Origin of the sequence: Bacillus sp. FSL P2-0069 (genome assembly GCF_038593315.1) — a bacterium.
GTDB classification, from domain to species: domain Bacteria; phylum Bacillota; class Bacilli; order Bacillales; family Bacillaceae; genus Bacillus; species Bacillus safensis.
Map to the genome: position 1 here is coordinate 60001 of NZ_CP151984.1, position 19322 is coordinate 79322.

General features: G+C 42.4%; 18 protein-coding genes and 2 tRNA genes. All 20 read left to right on the forward strand.

The features are described from left to right. Positions 1–22 precede the first annotated feature (22 nt). The 20 genes from NSQ34_RS00325 (at position 23) to hpt (ending at position 19316) form a co-directional block, all read left to right on the forward strand. Positions 23–976: a ribose-phosphate diphosphokinase gene (locus NSQ34_RS00325; RefSeq protein WP_034284154.1), complete on the forward strand. Its 954-nt coding sequence runs from the start codon at positions 23–25 to the stop codon at positions 974–976. Positions 977–1114: 138 nt separating this feature from the next. After that, positions 1115–1741, forward strand: a complete 627-nt coding sequence (locus NSQ34_RS00330; protein ID WP_034284155.1) for a 50S ribosomal protein L25/general stress protein Ctc — start codon at positions 1115–1117, stop codon at positions 1739–1741. Between the two features lie 140 nt (positions 1742–1881). Continuing rightward, positions 1882–2448, forward strand: coding sequence for an aminoacyl-tRNA hydrolase (pth, locus tag NSQ34_RS00335; protein ID WP_254001533.1), 567 nt, complete (start codon positions 1882–1884; stop codon positions 2446–2448). Positions 2449–2503: 55 nt separating this feature from the next. Continuing rightward, entirely contained in the window at positions 2504–2734 is a 231-nt protein-coding gene (locus NSQ34_RS00340) for an anti-sigma-F factor Fin family protein (protein ID WP_003217967.1), read from the forward strand. A gap of 68 nt (positions 2735–2802) precedes the next feature. Next, positions 2803–6336, forward strand: coding sequence for a transcription-repair coupling factor (gene mfd, locus NSQ34_RS00345; RefSeq protein WP_041115203.1), 3534 nt, complete (start codon positions 2803–2805; stop codon positions 6334–6336). 139 nt (positions 6337–6475) lie between these two features. Further along, positions 6476–7012, forward strand: coding sequence for a stage V sporulation protein T (gene spoVT / locus NSQ34_RS00350; protein WP_034284159.1), 537 nt, complete (start codon positions 6476–6478; stop codon positions 7010–7012). A gap of 187 nt (positions 7013–7199) precedes the next feature. Beyond that, complete coding sequence (locus tag NSQ34_RS00355) at positions 7200–8801, forward strand: polysaccharide biosynthesis protein (RefSeq protein WP_061109545.1); 1602 nt, start codon at positions 7200–7202, stop codon at positions 8799–8801. After that, on the forward strand, positions 8791–10275 hold the full coding sequence (mazG, locus tag NSQ34_RS00360; RefSeq protein WP_046314456.1) for a nucleoside triphosphate pyrophosphohydrolase: 1485 nt from the start codon (positions 8791–8793) through the stop codon (positions 10273–10275). The genes NSQ34_RS00355 and mazG overlap by 11 nt, the downstream gene beginning before the upstream one ends. Further along, positions 10272–10532 (forward strand): RNA-binding S4 domain-containing protein, encoded by a 261-nt coding sequence (locus tag NSQ34_RS00365; protein ID WP_008341839.1) that lies wholly within the window; start codon positions 10272–10274, stop codon positions 10530–10532. The genes mazG and NSQ34_RS00365 overlap by 4 nt, the downstream gene beginning before the upstream one ends. Before the next feature lie 73 nt (positions 10533–10605). Further along, entirely contained in the window at positions 10606–10914 is a 309-nt protein-coding gene (gene yabP / locus NSQ34_RS00370) for a sporulation protein YabP (RefSeq protein ID WP_024425646.1), read from the forward strand. Continuing rightward, complete coding sequence (gene yabQ, locus NSQ34_RS00375) at positions 10911–11549, forward strand: spore cortex biosynthesis protein YabQ (protein WP_061109546.1); 639 nt, start codon at positions 10911–10913, stop codon at positions 11547–11549. The genes yabP and yabQ overlap by 4 nt, the downstream gene beginning before the upstream one ends. Positions 11550–11567: 18 nt before the next feature. Next, positions 11568–11942, forward strand: a complete 375-nt coding sequence (locus tag NSQ34_RS00380) for a septum formation initiator family protein (RefSeq protein WP_003217952.1) — start codon at positions 11568–11570, stop codon at positions 11940–11942. Between the two features lie 82 nt (positions 11943–12024). Further along, positions 12025–12420 (forward strand): S1 domain-containing RNA-binding protein, encoded by a 396-nt coding sequence (locus tag NSQ34_RS00385; RefSeq protein ID WP_008357409.1) that lies wholly within the window; start codon positions 12025–12027, stop codon positions 12418–12420. Between the two features lie 177 nt (positions 12421–12597). Then, a tRNA-Met gene (locus NSQ34_RS00390) sits at positions 12598–12671 on the forward strand. Between the two features lie 25 nt (positions 12672–12696). Continuing rightward, positions 12697–12768, forward strand: a tRNA-Glu gene (locus NSQ34_RS00395). A 203-nt stretch (positions 12769–12971) separates the two neighbouring features. Next, positions 12972–15455, forward strand: coding sequence for a stage II sporulation protein E (gene spoIIE / locus NSQ34_RS00400; protein WP_041115224.1), 2484 nt, complete (start codon positions 12972–12974; stop codon positions 15453–15455). Positions 15456–15531: 76 nt separating this feature from the next. Next, the gene (locus NSQ34_RS00405; protein ID WP_034284249.1) at positions 15532–16269 is read left to right on the forward strand and encodes a VWA domain-containing protein; all 738 of its coding nucleotides are present in this window, start codon (positions 15532–15534) and stop codon (positions 16267–16269) included. Further along, complete coding sequence (locus NSQ34_RS00410) at positions 16253–17260, forward strand: protein kinase family protein (RefSeq protein ID WP_268456655.1); 1008 nt, start codon at positions 16253–16255, stop codon at positions 17258–17260. Before NSQ34_RS00405 ends, NSQ34_RS00410 begins: the two co-directional genes overlap by 17 nt. 97 nt (positions 17261–17357) lie before the next feature. Then, the gene (tilS, locus tag NSQ34_RS00415) at positions 17358–18761 is read left to right on the forward strand and encodes a tRNA lysidine(34) synthetase TilS (RefSeq protein WP_268456653.1); all 1404 of its coding nucleotides are present in this window, start codon (positions 17358–17360) and stop codon (positions 18759–18761) included. 15 nt (positions 18762–18776) lie between these two features. Further along, positions 18777–19316 (forward strand): hypoxanthine phosphoribosyltransferase, encoded by a 540-nt coding sequence (hpt, locus tag NSQ34_RS00420; protein ID WP_008357399.1) that lies wholly within the window; start codon positions 18777–18779, stop codon positions 19314–19316. Positions 19317–19322 lie beyond the last annotated feature (6 nt).

The window sequence follows — 19322 nt, forward strand, 5'->3', positions numbered from 1 at the left end:
TCCAAATACCCGGAGGTTTACCATGTCTAATCGTTATGCTGATGCGAATTTAAAGATATTCTCTTTGAATTCAAACCCTGAACTTGCCAAAGAAATTGCCGATCGTATCGGAGTTGATGTAGGAAAGAGCTCTGTTAAACGCTTTAGTGACGGTGAAGTCCAAATCAATATTGAAGAAAGTATCCGCGGCTGTGATTGTTATGTTATTCAATCAACAAGTGCGCCAGTCAATGAGCATATTATGGAACTGCTCATTATGGTGGATGCACTAAAACGCGCTTCTGCGAAAACTGTCAATATTGTGATCCCTTATTACGGATATGCACGTCAAGATCGTAAAGCAAAACCTCGTGAGCCAATCACTGCGAAGCTTTTTGCAAACTTGCTTGAAACAGCAGGTGCTACACGTGTGATTGCGCTTGATCTTCATGCGCCGCAAATCCAAGGTTTCTTCGATATTCCAATCGATAACTTAATGGCTGTGCCAATCTTAACAAACTATTTCGAACAGAAGAACTTGAATGATATCGTTGTTGTGTCTCCTGACCACGGTGGTGTGACACGTGCGCGTAAAATGGCAGACCGCCTGAAAGCGCCAATCGCAATTATCGACAAACGCCGTCCAAAGCCAAACGTTGCTGAAGTCATGAACATTATTGGTAACATTGAAGGCAAAACGGCCATTCTAATCGATGATATCATTGATACAGCTGGTACTATTACACTTGCTGCAAATGCGCTAGTCGAAAATGGAGCAGCTGAAGTATATGCTTGCTGTACGCACCCAGTCTTGTCTGGACCAGCAGTAGAACGCATCACAAACTCTAAAATTAAAGAATTAGTTGTGACAAACAGTATTCAATTAACTGATGACAAGAAAGCTGGAAAATTCATTCCGCTTTCAGTTGGGCCTTTGCTTGCAGAAGCCATCATCCGTGTACATGAAGAAGAATCTGTGAGCTACCTTTTTAGCTAATTTTCTGATTAAAAAAGGCCCTAGGCATCAAGCTTGGGGTCTTTTTGCTATCATCATTCACGGCAAATAGGTTTAAAATGATTCGGTTATGGGTAATTATGAGAGTAGTGACAAAAAAGAAATAGGATGGTGCTGAATATGGCAACTTTAAAAGCAAATAAAAGAACTGATTTCAAACGTTCCACACTGCAAAAAATCCGTCATTCAGGACACGTTCCTGGTGTCATATACGGAAAAAATACAGACAATCTGGCTGTTTCATTAGACAGCATCGATTTATTAAAAACCTTACGTGATGAAGGGAAGAATACAATCATCACCTTAGACGTGGGTGGTGAAACGAAATCTGTGATGGTGACAGAATTACAAACAGATCCGCTGAAAAACGAACTTGTTCATGCTGATTTCCAAGTCGTTGACTTACAGCGTGAAATTGAGGCAGATGTACCAATACAGCTGATTGGCGAGTCTAAAGGGGTAAAAGATGGCGGTGTGCTTCAGCAGCCACTATTTGAACTATCTGTTACAGCGAAACCAAAAGATATTCCGCAGAATATTGAAGCTGATATTACAAACTTAGAAGTCAATGATGTCTTAACAGTTGCTGATCTGCCTGTTCAGTCATCTTATCAAATCAATAACGATCCAGAAGAAGTCGTTGCCTCCATTCTGCCGCCTCAGCAATCAGAGGTTCCTGAGCCAGATAGCGAAGAAGAGCCGCAAGAGCCTGAGGCCATTAAAGAAAAGGATGACGATGGAGAATAACTGGTCATTTAGAGACGTAACCCTCCCGCGGTTGCGTCTTTTGTGCTAGAATGAAAAGAATTCATACGTTTTTACATGAGGCAATCTGATTGGCTCATTTTTTAGGCGTGTGCTGTGTGACAAAGGAGGTTATTGGTTTCATGATTGCATTCGTTGGATTAGGCAATCCAGGAAAAGAATATGAAAAAACAAGACATAATGTCGGGTTTATGACAATAGATGAATTATCAAAAAAATGGGACATTCCTTTAAATCAATCAAAATTCTATGGACAATTTGGAACTGGGTTTGTTTCGGGGCAAAAGGTTCTACTTGTAAAGCCGCTTACATATATGAACTTATCAGGAGAATGTGTGCGTCCGCTGATGGACTATTACGATATTCCCCTTGAACATTTGAAAGTGATCTATGATGATCTTGATTTGCCAACTGGCCGGATTCGCTTACGTACAAAAGGAAGTGCAGGCGGGCATAATGGAATCAAATCATTAATTCAGCATTTAGGTTCACCTGAATTTGACCGGTTCCGTATCGGCATTGGACGTCCTCAAAACGGCATGAAGGTCGTTGATTACGTACTAGGACGTTTCTCAGAAGAAGAACAGCCTGACATCGCATCAGCCATTCAATCGTCTGTCGAGGCTTGTGAAGCGGCTTTAAAAAAGCCATTTTTAGAAGTGATGAATGATTTTAACAAGAAGGTATAAGAATGATAAGCGAAGCACATACTGATCATAAAATCTCAGCATGGGAGGATCACGTATGGCTTTGCATTATTACTGCCGCCACTGTGGTGTAAAGGTTGGCAGTCTAGATGAATCTGCTGTCCAAAGTGAAGCACTTGGATTTCATCACTTAACAAATGAGGAAAGAAACGATATGATTTCTTATAGGGAAAATGGTGATTTACATGTACAAACCATTTGTGAGGATTGCCAAGAGGCGCTTGAAAGAAATCCTGATTACCATCAGTATCATACTTTTATTCAATAAAAAAGCTTTGGTGTAGATATTAGACCAAAGCGTTTTTCTGTTTTAAACAAACAGGGAGGAGGAGCCAAATGAAAAACATACAATCATTTATCAAACAAAGTGATGATTTTCAGTCCATTTTTAATGGGCTAAAGGAAGGGTTAAAAGAACAGCTGCTTGCCGGACTATCAGGCTCCGTCAGATCTTTATTTACAGCCGCGATATCAGACGAACTGAAGCGGCCAATGTTTATTGTGACTCACAATTTATATCAGGCGCAGAAGGTAACAGATGATCTAGCAAGTGTGATGCCGGATCGCTCGGTTCTTCTCTATCCTGTCAATGAACTCATCGCTTCAGAAATTGCAGTGGCCAGTCCTGAGCTGAGAGCACAGCGTTTGGATGTCTTGAATCGACTTGCGAATGGAGAAAACCCCATTATCGTCACTCCCGCTGCTGCGGTTCGCAGGATGCTTCCGCCAGTTGAGCTCTGGAAGGAGAGTCAGATCCATTTAAAGATCGGTGAAGAAATTGATTTGGAGGCGTTTTCAAAACAGCTCGTACAAATTGGTTATGACCGGACGTCGATGGTTGCAGCGCCCGGAGATTTTAGTGTGCGCGGAGGAATTATCGACATCTATGCATTAACGGAAGATCATCCAATCCGTATTGAACTGTTTGATACAGAAGTAGACTCGATTCGAACGTTTCATTCGGATACACAGCGTTCATTAGAAACCCTTCAAGAAATCAAAATAGGTCCTGCAAAAGAGTTAATTGTGAGAGGTCCTGAACGAGTGAGAGCCATTGAACAGCTTGATCAAGGGCTGGCGAAGAGCTTAAAGAAATTCAACTCAGATCAGCAAAAAGAACTGCTTCATCAAAATATTTCTGCTGATCGCGAGAAGCTGCTAGAAGGCATCGTGACACAGGAAATGACGAAGTACCTGTCCTATTTCTATGAAAAGCCTGCTAGTTTGCTAGATTACACATCGCAGGATACGATTATTATTTTAGATGAAATCAGCAGAATTCAGGAGATGGAAGAACAGCTTGAACAGGAAGAAGCCGATTGGACAATTAGTCTGCTTGAAGAAGGCAATATTCTTCATGATTTATCTCTATCTTTCCCGTTCCAAGAACTGATCAATCAGCAATCGAGATCCATTCTGTACTACTCTTTGTTCCTGAGACATGTCCAGCAGACAAATCCGCAAAATATCGTCAATGTATCTAGTAAGCAAATGCAGAATTTCCACGGGCAGATGAATGTGCTGGCGAGTGAAATTGAACGCTATAAAAAACAGCAATACACGGTTGTCTTCTTAGGTGCTGATGAAGAGCGGACAGAAAAGCTGTCGTCTGTTCTGCATGATTATGACATTGAAGCCGCTCTTGCTAAACCGGACGCTGAGCTTGTAAGCGGACAGGTGTATATTTTACAAGGTGAGCTGCAAACGGGCTTTGAATTGCCGTTATCAAAAATTGCTGTGATCACAGAAGGTGAACTCTTCAAGAAGCGTGTGAAAAAGCAGGCACGTAAGCAAAAGCTGACCAATGCAGAGCGGATCAAGAGCTATTCAGAGCTTCAAGTCGGCGATTATGTGGTGCACATTAACCACGGGATCGGTAAATATTTAGGAATTGAAACGCTTGAAATCGGCGGCATTCATAAAGATTATTTAAATATTCATTATCAAGGAAGCGACAAGCTTTATGTACCGGTTGAACAAATTGATCAGGTGCAGAAATATGTAGGATCAGAAGGTAAAGAACCAAAGCTGTACAAACTAGGCGGCAGCGATTGGAAACGTGTGAAGAAAAAAGTGGAAACATCTGTACAGGACATCGCAGATGATCTGATTAAACTGTACGCAGAACGCGAGGCAAGCAAAGGATATGCCTTCTCGCCTGATCATGAGATGCAGCGCCAGTTTGAATCCGCGTTCCCTTACCAGGAAACAGATGATCAAATCCGTTCGATTCACGAAATTAAACAGGATATGGAGCGGGAACGTCCAATGGACCGTCTGCTTTGTGGAGATGTGGGTTACGGAAAAACGGAGGTGGCCATTCGAGCGGCCTTCAAAGCCATTGCTGACGGGAAGCAGGTAGCCCTGCTAGTTCCGACAACCATCTTAGCGCAGCAGCATTTTGACACAATCATGGACCGATTCCAAGACTACCCTGTCAAAATTGCGCAGCTGAGCCGTTTCCGTACAAGAAAAGAAACAACTGAAACGTTAAAAGGGCTGAAAAACGGAACGATCGATATGGTTATCGGCACACACCGTCTTCTTTCAAAAGACATCGTCTACAAGGATTTAGGACTGTTGATCATTGATGAGGAACAGCGTTTTGGTGTGACGCATAAAGAGAAAATTAAACAGATGAAAGCCAATATCGACGTACTGACATTAACGGCTACGCCAATTCCGCGTACGCTTCATATGTCCATGCTAGGCGTGCGGGATTTATCAGTGATTGAAACACCGCCTGAAAATCGATTCCCTGTTCAAACCTATGTGGTCGAGTACAATGGCGCTCTAGTCAGAGAAGCGATTGAGCGAGAATTAGCACGCGGCGGTCAAGTGTACTTCCTTTATAACCGTGTTGAGGATATTGAACGAAAAGCAGACGAAATCTCCATGCTGGTCCCAGACGCAAAAGTCAGTTATGCGCACGGGAAAATGAGTGAGAACGAGCTGGAATCAGTGATGATCAATTTCCTTGAAGGTGAATCAGATGTATTGGTCAGTACCACCATCATTGAAACGGGAGTCGATATTCCAAATGTGAACACGCTCATCGTCCACGATGCCGATAAAATGGGGCTCTCTCAGCTGTACCAGCTAAGAGGACGAGTCGGGCGTTCGAACCGTGTCGCTTATGCTTATTTCACGTATCGAAAAGATAAAGTTCTTTCTGAAGTTGCGGAGAAAAGACTTCAAGCCATTAAAGAATTCACAGAGCTCGGATCTGGGTTTAAAATTGCGATGCGTGATTTAACGATTCGAGGAGCAGGGAATTTACTTGGTGCTCAGCAGCATGGCTTCATTGATTCGGTTGGATTCGATCTCTATTCTCAAATGCTGAAAGAAGCCATTGAGGAAAGAAGAGGCGATACAACGGCTCAAGATAAATTCGAGCCAGAAATTGATCTGCAAATTGATGCTTACATCCCAGACACTTATATTTCGGATGGCAAGCAAAAGATTGAAATGTATAAACAGTTCAGAGCAATTGGATCGATTGAAGAGAGAAAAGAGCTTCAGGATGAAATGATCGACCGATTTGGTGAATATCCGCAAGAAGTGGCTGACTTGTTTACGATTGCGACAATGAAGGTGTACGCTGTCCAGGAACGTGTCGAGCTGATCAAGATGGAGAAAGGCATTGTCAGAATGACCCTTGATGAGAAAGCAAGCGGTGAAATCGACGGTCAAAAATTATTTGAGCTCGGCAGTAAATATGGACGTGAAATCGGATTGGGAATGGAAGGCAGCAAGCTGATTATTTCTGTCCAAACGAAAGGCAAGAAGACAGAGGAATGGCTTGAGGTTGTTCTTAACATGCTTCGAGGCCTTCAAGATGTGAAAAAAGAAACCATTCCATCTTCATAAAATTTTGTTTGTCTCTCGTGTATATTACGTTTGATGTGACGGATACTAAACTCAGGGTCAAGTGGTGAATGTTGCATAAAGTGGACGCTTTTGTTCCATTCACCCAACACATCATCAAACGAAAGAGAGGCAGCAGTGAATGAAAGCAACTGGAATTGTACGCCGCATCGATGATCTAGGTAGAGTGGTTATTCCGAAGGAGATTCGCAGAACATTGCGCATTCGGGAAGGAGATCCGCTTGAGATTTTCGTCGACCGCGATGGAGAAGTGATTTTGAAGAAGTATTCGCCGATTAGTGAGCTAGGAGACTTTGCGAAGGAATATGCTGATGCATTATTCGATAGTTTGGGTCATTCCATCCTGATCTGTGATCGAGATACGTATATTGCTGTATCCGGCAGTTCGAAAAAAGAGTACTTAAACAAATCCATCAGTGATTTACTTGAACGAACAATGGATCAGCGTAATTCTGTGTTAGAAGAAAGCAAAAAAGAAATTCAACTTGTCGATGGTATTGATGATGACGTATCTTCTTATACCATTGCACCTATTGTTGCAAACGGAGATCCGATTGGCGCTGTCGTCTTATTTTCTAAAGAGCGTTCAATGGGAGAAGTGGAGCATAAAGCGGCAGAGACAGCAGCTGGCTTCTTAGCCCGTCAAATGGAACATTAGGTCTAATAACTCTATATCATTTTGATAAAACGAAAGAATGCCGATGAAATCATTTGATTTTGTCGGTTTTTTATATGGAATGAAACAAAACGAGACATGTGCCGTCTACTCCTTAGAAAGGAACGTCTTTTTCACGTATGATATAATGAGTGCGTTTAACTGTAGATCTATTTTAAAGGAGTCATCCATGAAAAATGCTGTGAATCAGCCGCACTGGCTTTTCCAGGGTGCGGTGATTTTGACCATCGCAGGCTTGTTATCAAAGGTACTAAGTGCCGTTTACCGTGTCCCGTTTCAAAACATCGTAGGGGACACAGGGTTTTATATTTATCAGCAGGTATATCCTTTCCTTGGCATTGCCATCATGCTTGGTACAACAGGTTTTCCTGTCATGGTGTCCAAGCTTTTGAGTGAGCATGGGGAAGAGAATCGACGGATCATTACAAGGGTATCCTTGGTCTATATCACTTTACTGAGCCTGGTCTTATTTCTTTGTCTTTACATAGGAGCAGGCACAATTGCGGGTCTTATGGCAGACAGTCAATTAATTCTGCTCATCCAGATGAGTGCTTTTGTGTTTCTATTTCTGCCGCTCACTGTGATGCTGAGGGGAGTTTTTCAGAGTGACGGTCTGATGCTTCCAACGGCTGTTTCTCAGTTGGTTGAGCAGCTCATCAGGGTAGGTGTCCTGCTTGTTTTATCCTTCTATTTCGTGAGGCATGGCTATTCGCTTTATGAAACAGGGGCGGGTGCAGTGTTCTCTTCTATCGCAGGAAGTGCGGCCTCGCTCATTTTGCTTCTTTTCCTTTGGCTGACCTATCGAAAGCAGTCTGCTGCAAGTATGTCAGGCAAACAGACACTTCGAAAAAAAGATGTTATGAAGAGTTTGGTGCTGTATACATTGACGATTTGTGTCAGCGGTTTGCTCATTTTATGGATGCAAATGATTGATGCTTTTCATCTGTATGCGCTGCTGCGCAGCGAGGGTCTCAGTGAAGCGGCGGCAAAGGCGGCGAAAGGTGTATATGACCGAGGCCAGCCTTTCTTACAGCTCGGAACGGTGTTTGCCATCAGCATCGGAACCTCACTTGTGCCATTTTTATCGGCAGCTATGAGGAATGGAGAGCGTGAAACGATACGGCAAAAAGTTCGGTCATCGGTTAAGACCACGTCGGTATTAGGGATAGGGTCAGCGGTTGGATTGATTTGTATTTTAGCACCAGTAAATACAATGCTTTTTCGTAATGATTTAGGCACCGATGTCTTGCAAATATTCTGTATATCGATCGCCTTTACATCGATTGCCATTACGCAGACGGCTTTACTGCAAGGGCTCGGGCATACTGTGTACCCTGCTGTTGTGGTGGTCCTCAGCGTGCTGGTGAAATGGATTCTAACGATTGCGCTTGTACCGTTATTTGGCATCCAAGGTGCCGCATGGTCAACTGTATGTGGTTTTCTCACAGCAGCCGTGCTCAATGCCGTTTATTTGAAGCATAAAGGATGGATTTCGTTGAGAGAGCTGTTCCCGGTGAAAATTCTTTTATCAGCCGCCTTCATGGCTGTGGTCTTAATAGGATATCAGGCTCTGTTTTCATGGGTCATACCCTTTGAAAAACGTCCGTTTTCCGTTTTAGAGAGCCTGACATCAGTTTTTATTGGTGGTTTCGCCTTTTTATATAGTATTCTTAAGCTAGAAGTATTTACGGACGAGGAATGGAGACTCATTCCATTAGGAGAAAAGATTTTATATTTTAAACAGATGAGAGGGAATCAAAATGGCAGGTAAGATTACCGTCGTCGGTCTCGGGGCAGGCGACATGGATCAGCTGACGCTCGGTGTATATAAGCAGCTGAAGCAGGCGAAAGAAGTATTTATGAGAACGCAGGATCATCCGCTTACCGCAGAGTTGATGCAGGAGGTCCCAGCTCTCACCTTTTTTGATGAAATTTATGAAAAGCACGATCAGTTTGATCAGGTGTATCAGGAAATTACCGAAATATTATTTTCAGAGGCAGCGGAAAAAGACATTGTGTACGCAGTACCTGGTCATCCATTTGTGGCAGAAAAGACCGTACAGCTGCTCGTTTCCGGGCAGAAAGAGCGCGGGATTGAGGTGTCTGTCGCTGGTGGACAAAGCTTTCTAGATGCGACATTCAACTCCTTGCAGATTGATCCCATCGAGGGATTACAATTCGTTGATGCAGGGGATATGAGAGCGGATGATCTGAAATTAACCCAGCACGTCCTGATTTGTCAGGTATATGATCAGATGACAGCTTCGAATGTGAAACTCACACTGATGGAAAAGCTTCCCGACGATTATGAAGTTTATATTGTGACTGCAGCTGGAAGCAGTCAGGAACAGATTACTGCCGTTCCTTTATTTGAACTTGATCGAGATGTGTCGATAAATAACTTAACGAGTGTTTATGTTCCTCCAATTCAAGATGAACAGCTGCTTTATCAACAATTTGACACCTTCCGTGACGTTATACGTACATTAAGAGGTCCGGGCGGCTGTCCATGGGATCAAAAACAAACAAATGAATCACTCAAACCATATTTAATTGAAGAATGCTATGAACTGCTTGAAGCGATAGATGAAGATGACACAGATCATATGGTGGAAGAGCTTGGCGATGTGCTGCTGCAGGTGCTGCTTCACGCTCAAATTGGCGAAGATGACGGTTATTTCTCAATCGATGACGTCATTCAGCATGTCACAGAAAAAATGATTCGGCGGCACCCCCATGTGTTTGGTGACACGAATGTTTCTGAGGCAGCAGATGTGGTTGCCAACTGGGAAAAAATCAAGCAGCAGGAGAAGCCAGAGCGGACCGGTTCTATTTTGCAATCGATTCCGGCGACACTTCCAGCACTAACAAAGGCATATAAGCTCCAAAAGAAAGCTGCCAAGGTAGGCTTTGATTGGACAGATGTTCAAGATATTTGGAACAAATACGAAGAAGAAAAGCAGGAATTTCTCGATGAAGTGGCAGAGAAGACGGACGAAGGTGCAACGAAGCAGATGAAAGATGAATTTGGAGATCTTTTGTTTGTTCTTGTCAATATTGGCCGGTTCTATCACTTAGAGCCTGAAACGGCGCTCGCTTCTGCCAACACAAAATTCATACGGCGCTTTCAGCATATCGAACAAAAAGCAAAGGACATAGGCCGTTCATTAGATGACTTAACGCTAGAGGAAATGGACGAGCTATGGAACGATGCGAAACGCATAGAAAGAGGTGAAGACACATGAGACTAGATAAATTTTTAAAAGTGTCCCGTTTAATTAAAAGAAGAACATTGGCAAAAGAAGTAGCTGATCAAGGCAGGATTTCTATTAACGGAACACAGGCGAAAGCAAGCTCTGACGTGAAAGAAGGAGATGAGCTGCAAATCCGCTTTGGTCAAAAACTAGTGACTGTTCAAGTCAACGAGTTAAAGGACACGACGAAAAAAGAAGAAGCGGCTGGCATGTATACTGTGCTAAAAGAAGAAAAAACAGCAGAATAGGGCTTGTTCTAAATGACCCTCTTATCACATACAATGCAGTAACATGCAAGTATGAGATATGGGGGATGTATAGATGAATCAATATTATAATCAACCTCAAGGCACGAAGCTGTCATCAGACGCGGAGCATAATGTCACAATGCGAAACAGAAAGCATTTAGATATTACTGGTGTCAAACAAGTGGAAAGTTTTGATAGTGAGGAATTTCTGCTGGAGACGGTCATGGGGATTCTCGCCATCCGCGGAGAAAATCTGCAAATGAAAAACCTAGACGTCGAAAAGGGCGTTGTGTCGATTAAAGGGCGTGTTTTTGATTTAATCTATGTGGATGAGCAGCACGGGGAGAAAGCTAAAGGATTTTTTAGCAAGCTGTTTAAATGACGCTGACAGTCCAGTTTTATACGATGCTTTCCATGGCGGCGATGGGCATCTGGCTGGGCGCATCGCTTGATACGTACAAGCTGTTTGTGAATCGGGAAAAAACAGCAAAATGGCTTTTGGTTATCCACGATCTCCTTTTTTGGATGGTACAGGGTCTCTTATTCTTTTACGTCCTGCTGCTGACAAATGAGGGAGAATTCAGGCTTTATATTTTTCTAGCCGTTGCTCTAGGTTTCTCGATGTATCAGGCATTGATGAAACATCTGTATCTTAAGATTCTCAAGTTTATCATGATGTGTGTATATCAGACCGTTCTCTTCCTGAAAAGGCTGGTCATGTCGATTGTCTTCCAGCCGATCCGCTGGATGATCACATTGGTCATAAGTGCTATACTGTTCTTGCTCCACTCGCTCTTACGTCTAGTTCGTTTTACGTTTCGGCTCGTGTGGAAGGTGCTGTCGATTGTTTGTTATCCGCTCATCTGGTTACTCAATGTGACCATTATTCATCGGATTCCCGAAAAATGGCGAACATCAATGAGAGTGTTTTTCTCAAAAGGAGCAGGAATTTTACAAGGGGCCAAGAAATTATCTGGTACCATCAAAACGAAATGGAAACAATTCTGGACAAAGTGAGAGAGGAGGCCTTCAATCTTGAACAAGAGAAAAAGAAATATCGCACAAATTCAAAATGATTACCAAAAACAAATGGAACAGCAAGCGCAGCGCTTAAAACGCAAACGTCGCGGACTCCTTAGAAGGCTTACCGTGTTTGGTGTAATCGTGCTCATGTTTGCTGTCTTGGTGACAAGTGCCCTCTGGTCGCAATCGTCTTCACTAAAGGAAAAAGAAGAGAAGAAGGTTGCGCTCGAAAAAGAGTTGAAGCAATTACAAACAAAGCAGGAAGATATTTCTGATGAAATTAAGAAGCTGAAAAGCAAGGAATACGTACTCGAACTGGCACGACGGGACTATTATATGTCCAAAAAAGGCGAAAAAATCTTTGATGTGGGCAATAAGAGCGATTAGCCTTGTTGACACTTAAAATTCAGTTTATGTATAATTGAACAAATGAGATTTTTTTATAAGTCTAAGGAGGAGCACTTTTTTTATGTCGATTGAAGTTGGCAGCAAGTTACAAGGGAAAGTTACGGGCATTACAAATTTTGGAGCTTTTGTGGAGTTGCCAGGCGGTTCAACTGGTCTCGTTCATATCAGTGAGGTAGCCGATAACTATGTAAAAGATATTAATGAGCATTTAAAAGTCGGTGAACAAGTTGAAGTGAAAGTGATTAACGTTGAAAAAGACGGTAAAATCGGCTTGTCCATTAAAAAAGCAAAAGATCGTCCTCAACAACAATCAAGACCAAGCAGAAATGATTTCCGTCCGAAGGAATCGTTTGAACAAAAAATGAACAAATTCTTAAAAGATAGCGAAGATCGCTTAACATCTTTAAAACGTAACACGGAATCAAAACGTGGGGGGCGCGGAGCAAGAAGAGGTTAACTTGTTGCTGCTTTCTATATATTTTCACAACAAAGCATCTGCTGTTCAGCAGGTGCTTTTTTTCATGATCCATACGACATTTTTTGAGATTTCGTCATTTAATTTAAAACTTTCTATTGACGGACAAGCGAATCCTTTGTATTATAGTTCTTGTGCTTCTTAGCGCATTTTCATTATGGCGGTGTAGCTCAGCTGGCTAGAGCGTACGGTTCATACCCGTGAGGTCGGGGGTTCGATCCCCTCCGCCGCTATCCTTTTAACTAGAACATAAAGCAAGGCCCGTTGGTCAAGCGGTTAAGACACCGCCCTTTCACGGCGGTAACACGGGTTCGAATCCCGTACGGGTCATCTTCGAAACAGCTTTCTATAGGAAAGCTGTTTTTTTGTGCCTTCGTAAAATTCTGATGAAAGACATCGACTTTCATGAAAGTATGCCTCTTTGACGAATAAAGCGTCGAACGTTTTATGGAAACGACAACTTCTTTTGACAAAATTTCTTTTTCACCTTCGCTATAATGACAAGCAACGAATATCAGGTGGGGGATGAGAAGATGGAAAAACTAGAAAGAAGAACTGATTTAACAGGAGCGGGGTTTGAAAGAATCAGTGCGGGATTAAAAAAGATGAAAAACCTGTTTCTTCATCACACGCATTCTCTTTTTTTCTATAAAGGGTTTATTTATGTTGTTCTAGGCTTTTTATTAGGACGAGCCTTTATATTATCTGAAATTATGCCGTTTGCTCTGCCTTTCTTTGGCTCCATGCTGCTTATTAAAAGAGATAAGGCGATGCTTGCTTGTCTAGCTTTACTCGCAGGGGCGATGACGATATCACCTCAAAATGCATTGTTTGTGTTTGCGTCGCTGCTCATGTTTCTCCTTATGTCAAAGGTGGTTTCTTTCATCATCAAAGACCCAGTGAAAACATTACCGGTTGTCATTGTTCTCTCAATGCTGATCACCCGAGGAGCGTTTGTTTACTTAGAGCAAGGTGCTGTGCAAAGCTATGATTACGTCATGGCGGGTGTCGAAGCAGGACTTGCCTTCATTTTGACTCTGATTTTTCTTCAAAGTCTGCCGATTTTTACAGTCAGGAAAATTAAACACTCATTAAAGGTCGAAGAAATTATTTGTTTTATGATTTTAATTGCCTCAGTTTTAACTGGTCTTGCTGGGATCACATTTCAAGGAATGCAGGCAGAGCATATTTTGTCACGTTATGTAGTGCTGACATTTGCCTTTATTGGCGGAGCCAGTATTGGGTGTACGGTCGGTGTTGTGACAGGATTAATTCTCGGTCTCGCTAACATCGGAAACCTTTATCAGATGAGTCTTCTTGCCTTTTCAGGATTATTAGGCGGATTGCTGAAAGAAGGGAAGAAAGCAGGGGCAGCCATCGGCTTAATTGTGGGTTCCTTACTCATTTCACTGTACGGGGAAGGATCAGCAGGTCTCCTGACCACACTGTATGAATCACTTATAGCGGTTGCACTCTTTTTGCTCACGCCGCAATCAGTTACTTCCAAGGTAGCGAAATACATTCCTGGTACGGTAGAGCATGTACAAGAGCAGCAGCAATATGCTCGGAAGGTACGAGACGTGACAGCAAAAAAGGTAGATCAGTTCTCTCATGTATTTCATGCGCTGTCTGAGAGTTTTGCGACATTTTACGAATCCATTCCTGAAGAGAAGAAGCAGGAAGAGGATGTAGATCTTTTTTTAAGTACGATCACAGAACGATCCTGTCAAACGTGCTATAAGAAAAATAAATGCTGGGTGCAGAACTTTGATACAACCTATGAACTAATGAAACAAGTTATGCATGAATCTGATGAAAAAACGTATGAGCATAACCGAAAATTGAAAAAGAAATTTAGTCAGCACTGCTCAAAATCAAAACATGTCGAGGAATTGATCGAAGAGGAGATCGCTTACTATAAAGCCAATCAGACATTGAAGAAAAAAGTCCAAGACAGCAGACGTCTTGTGGCTGAACAGCTGATGGGGGTCTCGCAAGTAATGGAGGATTTTTCCCGGGAAATAAAACGAGAAAGAGAACAGCACTTTATTCAGGAAGAGCAGATGATAGAAGCGCTTCAGCACTTTGGCATTGAAATCCAGCAAGTAGAAATCTATAGCTTGGAGCAGGGAAATGTGGATATTGAAATGAGAATCCCATATTGCCAAGGGCATGGGGAATGTGAAAAAATCATTGCTCCAATGCTTTCAGATATTTTAGAAGAACAGATTTTAGTCAAAGCAGAGCAGTGTGCAGAGCATCCAACAGGCTATTGCCACGTTGTATTTGGCTCTGCTAAATCATACCGAGTGGCTACAGGCGTGGCACATGCAGCAAAAGGCGGAGGACTGGTATCTGGAGACAGCTACAGCATGATGGAGCTTGGTGCGGGCAAGTATGCTGCAGCTATTAGTGATGGAATGGGCAACGGAGCACGGGCTCATTTTGAAAGCAATGAAACGATTAAGCTGTTAGAAAAAATATTGGCGTCAGGTATCAATGAAAAAGTGGCGATTAAAACCATTAATAGTATTTTATCTTTAAGAACGACGGACGAGATCTACTCAACATTGGATTTATCGATCATTGATTTACAGGATGCGAGCTGTAAGTTCCTCAAAATTGGTTCAACACCCAGCTTTATTAAACGGGGTGATCAGGTGATGAAGGTACAAGCAAGCAACTTGCCAATCGGTATTATTGATGAATTCGAAGTCGAGGTTGTGAGTGAACAGATGAAGGCAGGAGATCTATTGATTATGATGAGTGACGGCATTTTTGAAGGGCCAAAGCATATTGAAAATCATGATCTGTGGGTGAAACGGAAAATGAAAAGCTTTAAAACAGAAGATCCCCAAGAAATTGCTGATTTATTAATGGAAGAGGTCATTCGAACAAGAGCAGGCCAAATTGATGACGATATGACAGTTGTTGTCATCAGGCTCGATCACAACACACCAAAATGGGCTTCCATTCCGACCGGTACATTCTATCTTGAGAAACAAGAGATTTCTTAAAATATCGTATAATATGAATTTCTTCTGGCGATGATGGGGATATAAGCATTCAGTTACAATCCCAGGAGGAATGAAGATGCGAAAAGGTCACGTCAACCAAATCTTATTGATTACAGATGGCTGCTCAAACCACGGGGAAGACCCGCTTGCGATTGCCTCATTGGCAAAGGAACAAGGGATTACAGTCAATGTCATTGGCATTATGGAAGAAAACAGACACGATCATGAAGCGATGAAGGAAGTAGAGGGGATTGCTCTCGCAGGCGGAGGTATCCATCAAGTTGTCTACGTCCAGCAGTTATCTCAAACAGTACAAATGGTCACAAAAAAAGCGATGACACAAACCTTGCAAGGTGTTGTGAATAAAGAATTGCAGCAAATTCTCGGCAAAGATGCTGAAATTGAAGAACTTCCACCTGATAAGCGCGGGGAAGTAATGGAGGTTGTAGATGAGTTAGGAGAGACGGTTCACCTTCAAGTACTCGTGCTTGTTGATACAAGTGCAAGTATGAAACCGAAGCTGCCGACTGTAAAAGAAGCACTCATCGACCTTTCCATCAGTTTAAATTCAAGAATTGGAGAAAATCAGTTTGGGATGTGTGTATTTCCCGGGAAAAACTCAGATGCTGAAATTGTGTTGAATTGGACGCCTCGATTCGATTCATTATCATCTATTTTCCCAAAACTGACCACTGGAGGAATCACCCCAACGGGACCAGCGCTTCGGGAAGCACTTCAGCATTTCAAATCAGTTCGTTCACGCAAAGGGCTGCTTGAAGCAAAGGAAGAGCATGATGATGAATTCGGCTTCTAACATCCCGTTAGGCACGGTGATTCAAGGGAAATGGCACCACCATCATTACCGTATTGTAAAAGAGCTTGGAAAAGGGGCGAACGGTGTTGTCTATCTGGCCGAATCGCCACATGGGCAAGCGGCCCTTAAAGTGAGTGATGACAGTATGCTTATTGCATCTGAAGTCAATGTATTAAAATCCTTTTCAAAGGCTCCTGTGAAAACCATGGGGCCTTCTTTTTATGATATGGATGATGCGATTTATCCTGGTATGCCTCAAAAACGCTCTTTTTATGTGATGGAATATGTCAGAGGCCCATTACTGCTTGAATTTGTGAAACAAAAGGGTGATGAGTGGATTGTGGTTTTAATGATTCAGCTTTTATCTAGCTTGGCTCATTTACATCAGGAAGGCTGGATTTTTGGTGATTTAAAGCCGGATAATCTCATTGTTTCTGGGCCCCCGGCCACGATCCGGTGCATTGATGTGGGAGGAACGACGAAAGCGGGCAGGGCAATTAAGGAGTATACCGAGTTTTTTGATCGAGGCTATTGGGGATTCGGTACACGAAAAGCTGAACCAACTTATGATTTATTTGCTCTGACGATGGTGATGGTGAACTGTGCGTATAAGAAAGAATTCAAAAAAGGAGCAGAACCAGAAAAGCAGCTTTATCGAGCTATTGAAGGACATCCTTTATTAAAGCGATATGAAAGGGTGTTAAAGGCTGCTCTACAAGGTAAATATCAATCAGCAGCAGACATGAAAAGTGCGATGCTGAAAGAAGGACAGCTGATTGCATCAAGGAAATCGCGCCAGAAGAAGCAGCAGCAAAAAAACGCGCCAAAACCTGCTGTTTATCAAAATCAACAAGTGACCTCACGATCGCGGGCTGCAGCAGCAAAGAGAACGTCAGTGCGTAAAAAATCAGGCGGACTTTTTGAAACCATTCTTATCGTGTGCAGTGTACTCGCTCTTTACTGTGCATATGTGGTTTTGTTCCTGTTGTAGAGCCGGAAAAAAGCAGGCTTCTTCTTTGCTTGGAGCTACTGAAAGTGATAGGATATGTATATCTTTAAATTACCTGCTCTTTTGTGAGGAGGAAGTTGTGAGTAGAATTGAATCTTTTTTGAAAAAACATGATGTTTACCTTGAAAATACGACAGTCATTGTCGGGGTTTCCGGCGGACCGGATTCCATGCTCTTACTGCATGAACTTAACAAGCGCCGCAAAGGTTCCTATCAGCTGATTGCAGCCCATGTAGATCACATGTTCAGAGGAGAAGAGTCCTTCGCTGATTTGGCATTTGTTGAGGCTTACTGTAAGGAGCACGAGATCCCTTTTGAATCGTCCCGCATACAGGTCACCCAATATGCAAAAGAAAACCGCTTAAACAAACAGGCAGCTGCAAGGGAGTGCAGATATGCTTTCTTTCGTCAATTGATGGAGCAATACAACGCTCAATTTATAGCGCTTGCACATCATGGAGACGACCAAGTAGAAACAATGTTGATGAGACTTGTGAGGGGGACTGTTGGTATTGGACTCGCGGGTATCCAAGCAAAACGTCCTTTTCAAGGCGGATGGCTGATTCGTCCGCTCATTGGATACTCTAAAGACGACGTGCTAAAAGTTTGTGAAAAAGAACATGTCCCCTATGTCATTGATCAAAGCAATCATACGGATGACTACTTGAGAAACCGGGTAAGAAGACATATTCTTCCCGTGTTAAAAGAAGAGGCACCTCATGTACATGAAAGCTTTCAGTTTGTAAGTGACATGCTGACTGAGGATGAGCAATACTTGCAGGCTTTAACAAAGGAACAAATGAACCAAGTGATAACGAGTCAATCGCCTAAGCAAATTGAGATCAAAACGAAGCCTTTGCTTGACCTGCCTTTGCCTTTACAAAGAAGAGGCATTCAACTAATATTAAACTATCTTTATGAAAACACTCAATCAGCGTTTTCAAACCAGCATATTCTAGGGATTTTAGACTGGTTATCTCATACAGATCAACCGTCTGGATCATTAGATTTGCCAAAAGGTTTACAAGCTGTCAAGTCTTATGATCACTGTATGTTTACCTTTGAACGATCGCATGTATTAGACCAGTCTTATGCTCTTCACTTAAAGGTTGAGCTCGGAGAAGAGCTTTTTCTCCCAAATGGACAGTCTATCGTCGTATCAAATCATGTTCCGAAGGATGCACGGAACGGAAACCATTTTTTCTTGCTTCAAAAAGATCATGTTCGTCTCCCTTTGATCATTCGCTCACGAAAAAATGGTGATCGAATCAAACTTAAAGGGATGAATGGATCAAAAAAGGTGAAGGATATATTTATTGATAAAAAAGTGCCTCTTGCAGAAAGAGACAGCTGGCCGATCGTCACTGACTCGGATCATCAAATCATCTGGATCCCAGGTCTGAAAAAATCCGTTTTTGAAGAAATTGATATGACAAACAGCGATCTCATTGTATTACAATATAGACAGCACGAAAATTTGTAGGGGGCAAGCAAAAGCATGAAACAAGATATTGAAAAGATTTTGATCTCAGAAGAAGAGATCCAGCAAAAAGTGAAGGAACTGGGTGCAACATTAACCAGCGATTATGATGGTAAATTTCCCCTGGCTATTGGTGTTTTGAAAGGGGCTCTTCCATTCATGGCAGACCTGATCAAACACATTGATACATATTTAGAACTTGATTTTATGGATGTATCTAGCTACGGAAAGTCTACCGTATCTTCTGGAGAAGTAAAGATCATTAAGGATCTAGATACTTCTGTTGAAGGAAGAGATATTTTGATTATGGAAGATATCATCGACAGTGGGTTAACTTTGAGCTATCTGGTAGAGCTTTTCCGATACCGTAAAGCAAATTCCATTAAAATTGTGACATTGCTTGATAAACCAAGCGGCCGCAAAGCAGACATCAAAGCAGATTATGTTGGATTTGAAGTGCCAGATGCATTTGTTGTCGGCTATGGATTGGATTTCGCTGAACGTTACCGAAACCTCCCGTATATTGGAGTGTTAAAACCATCTGTTTACGAAGGCTGATCAGCA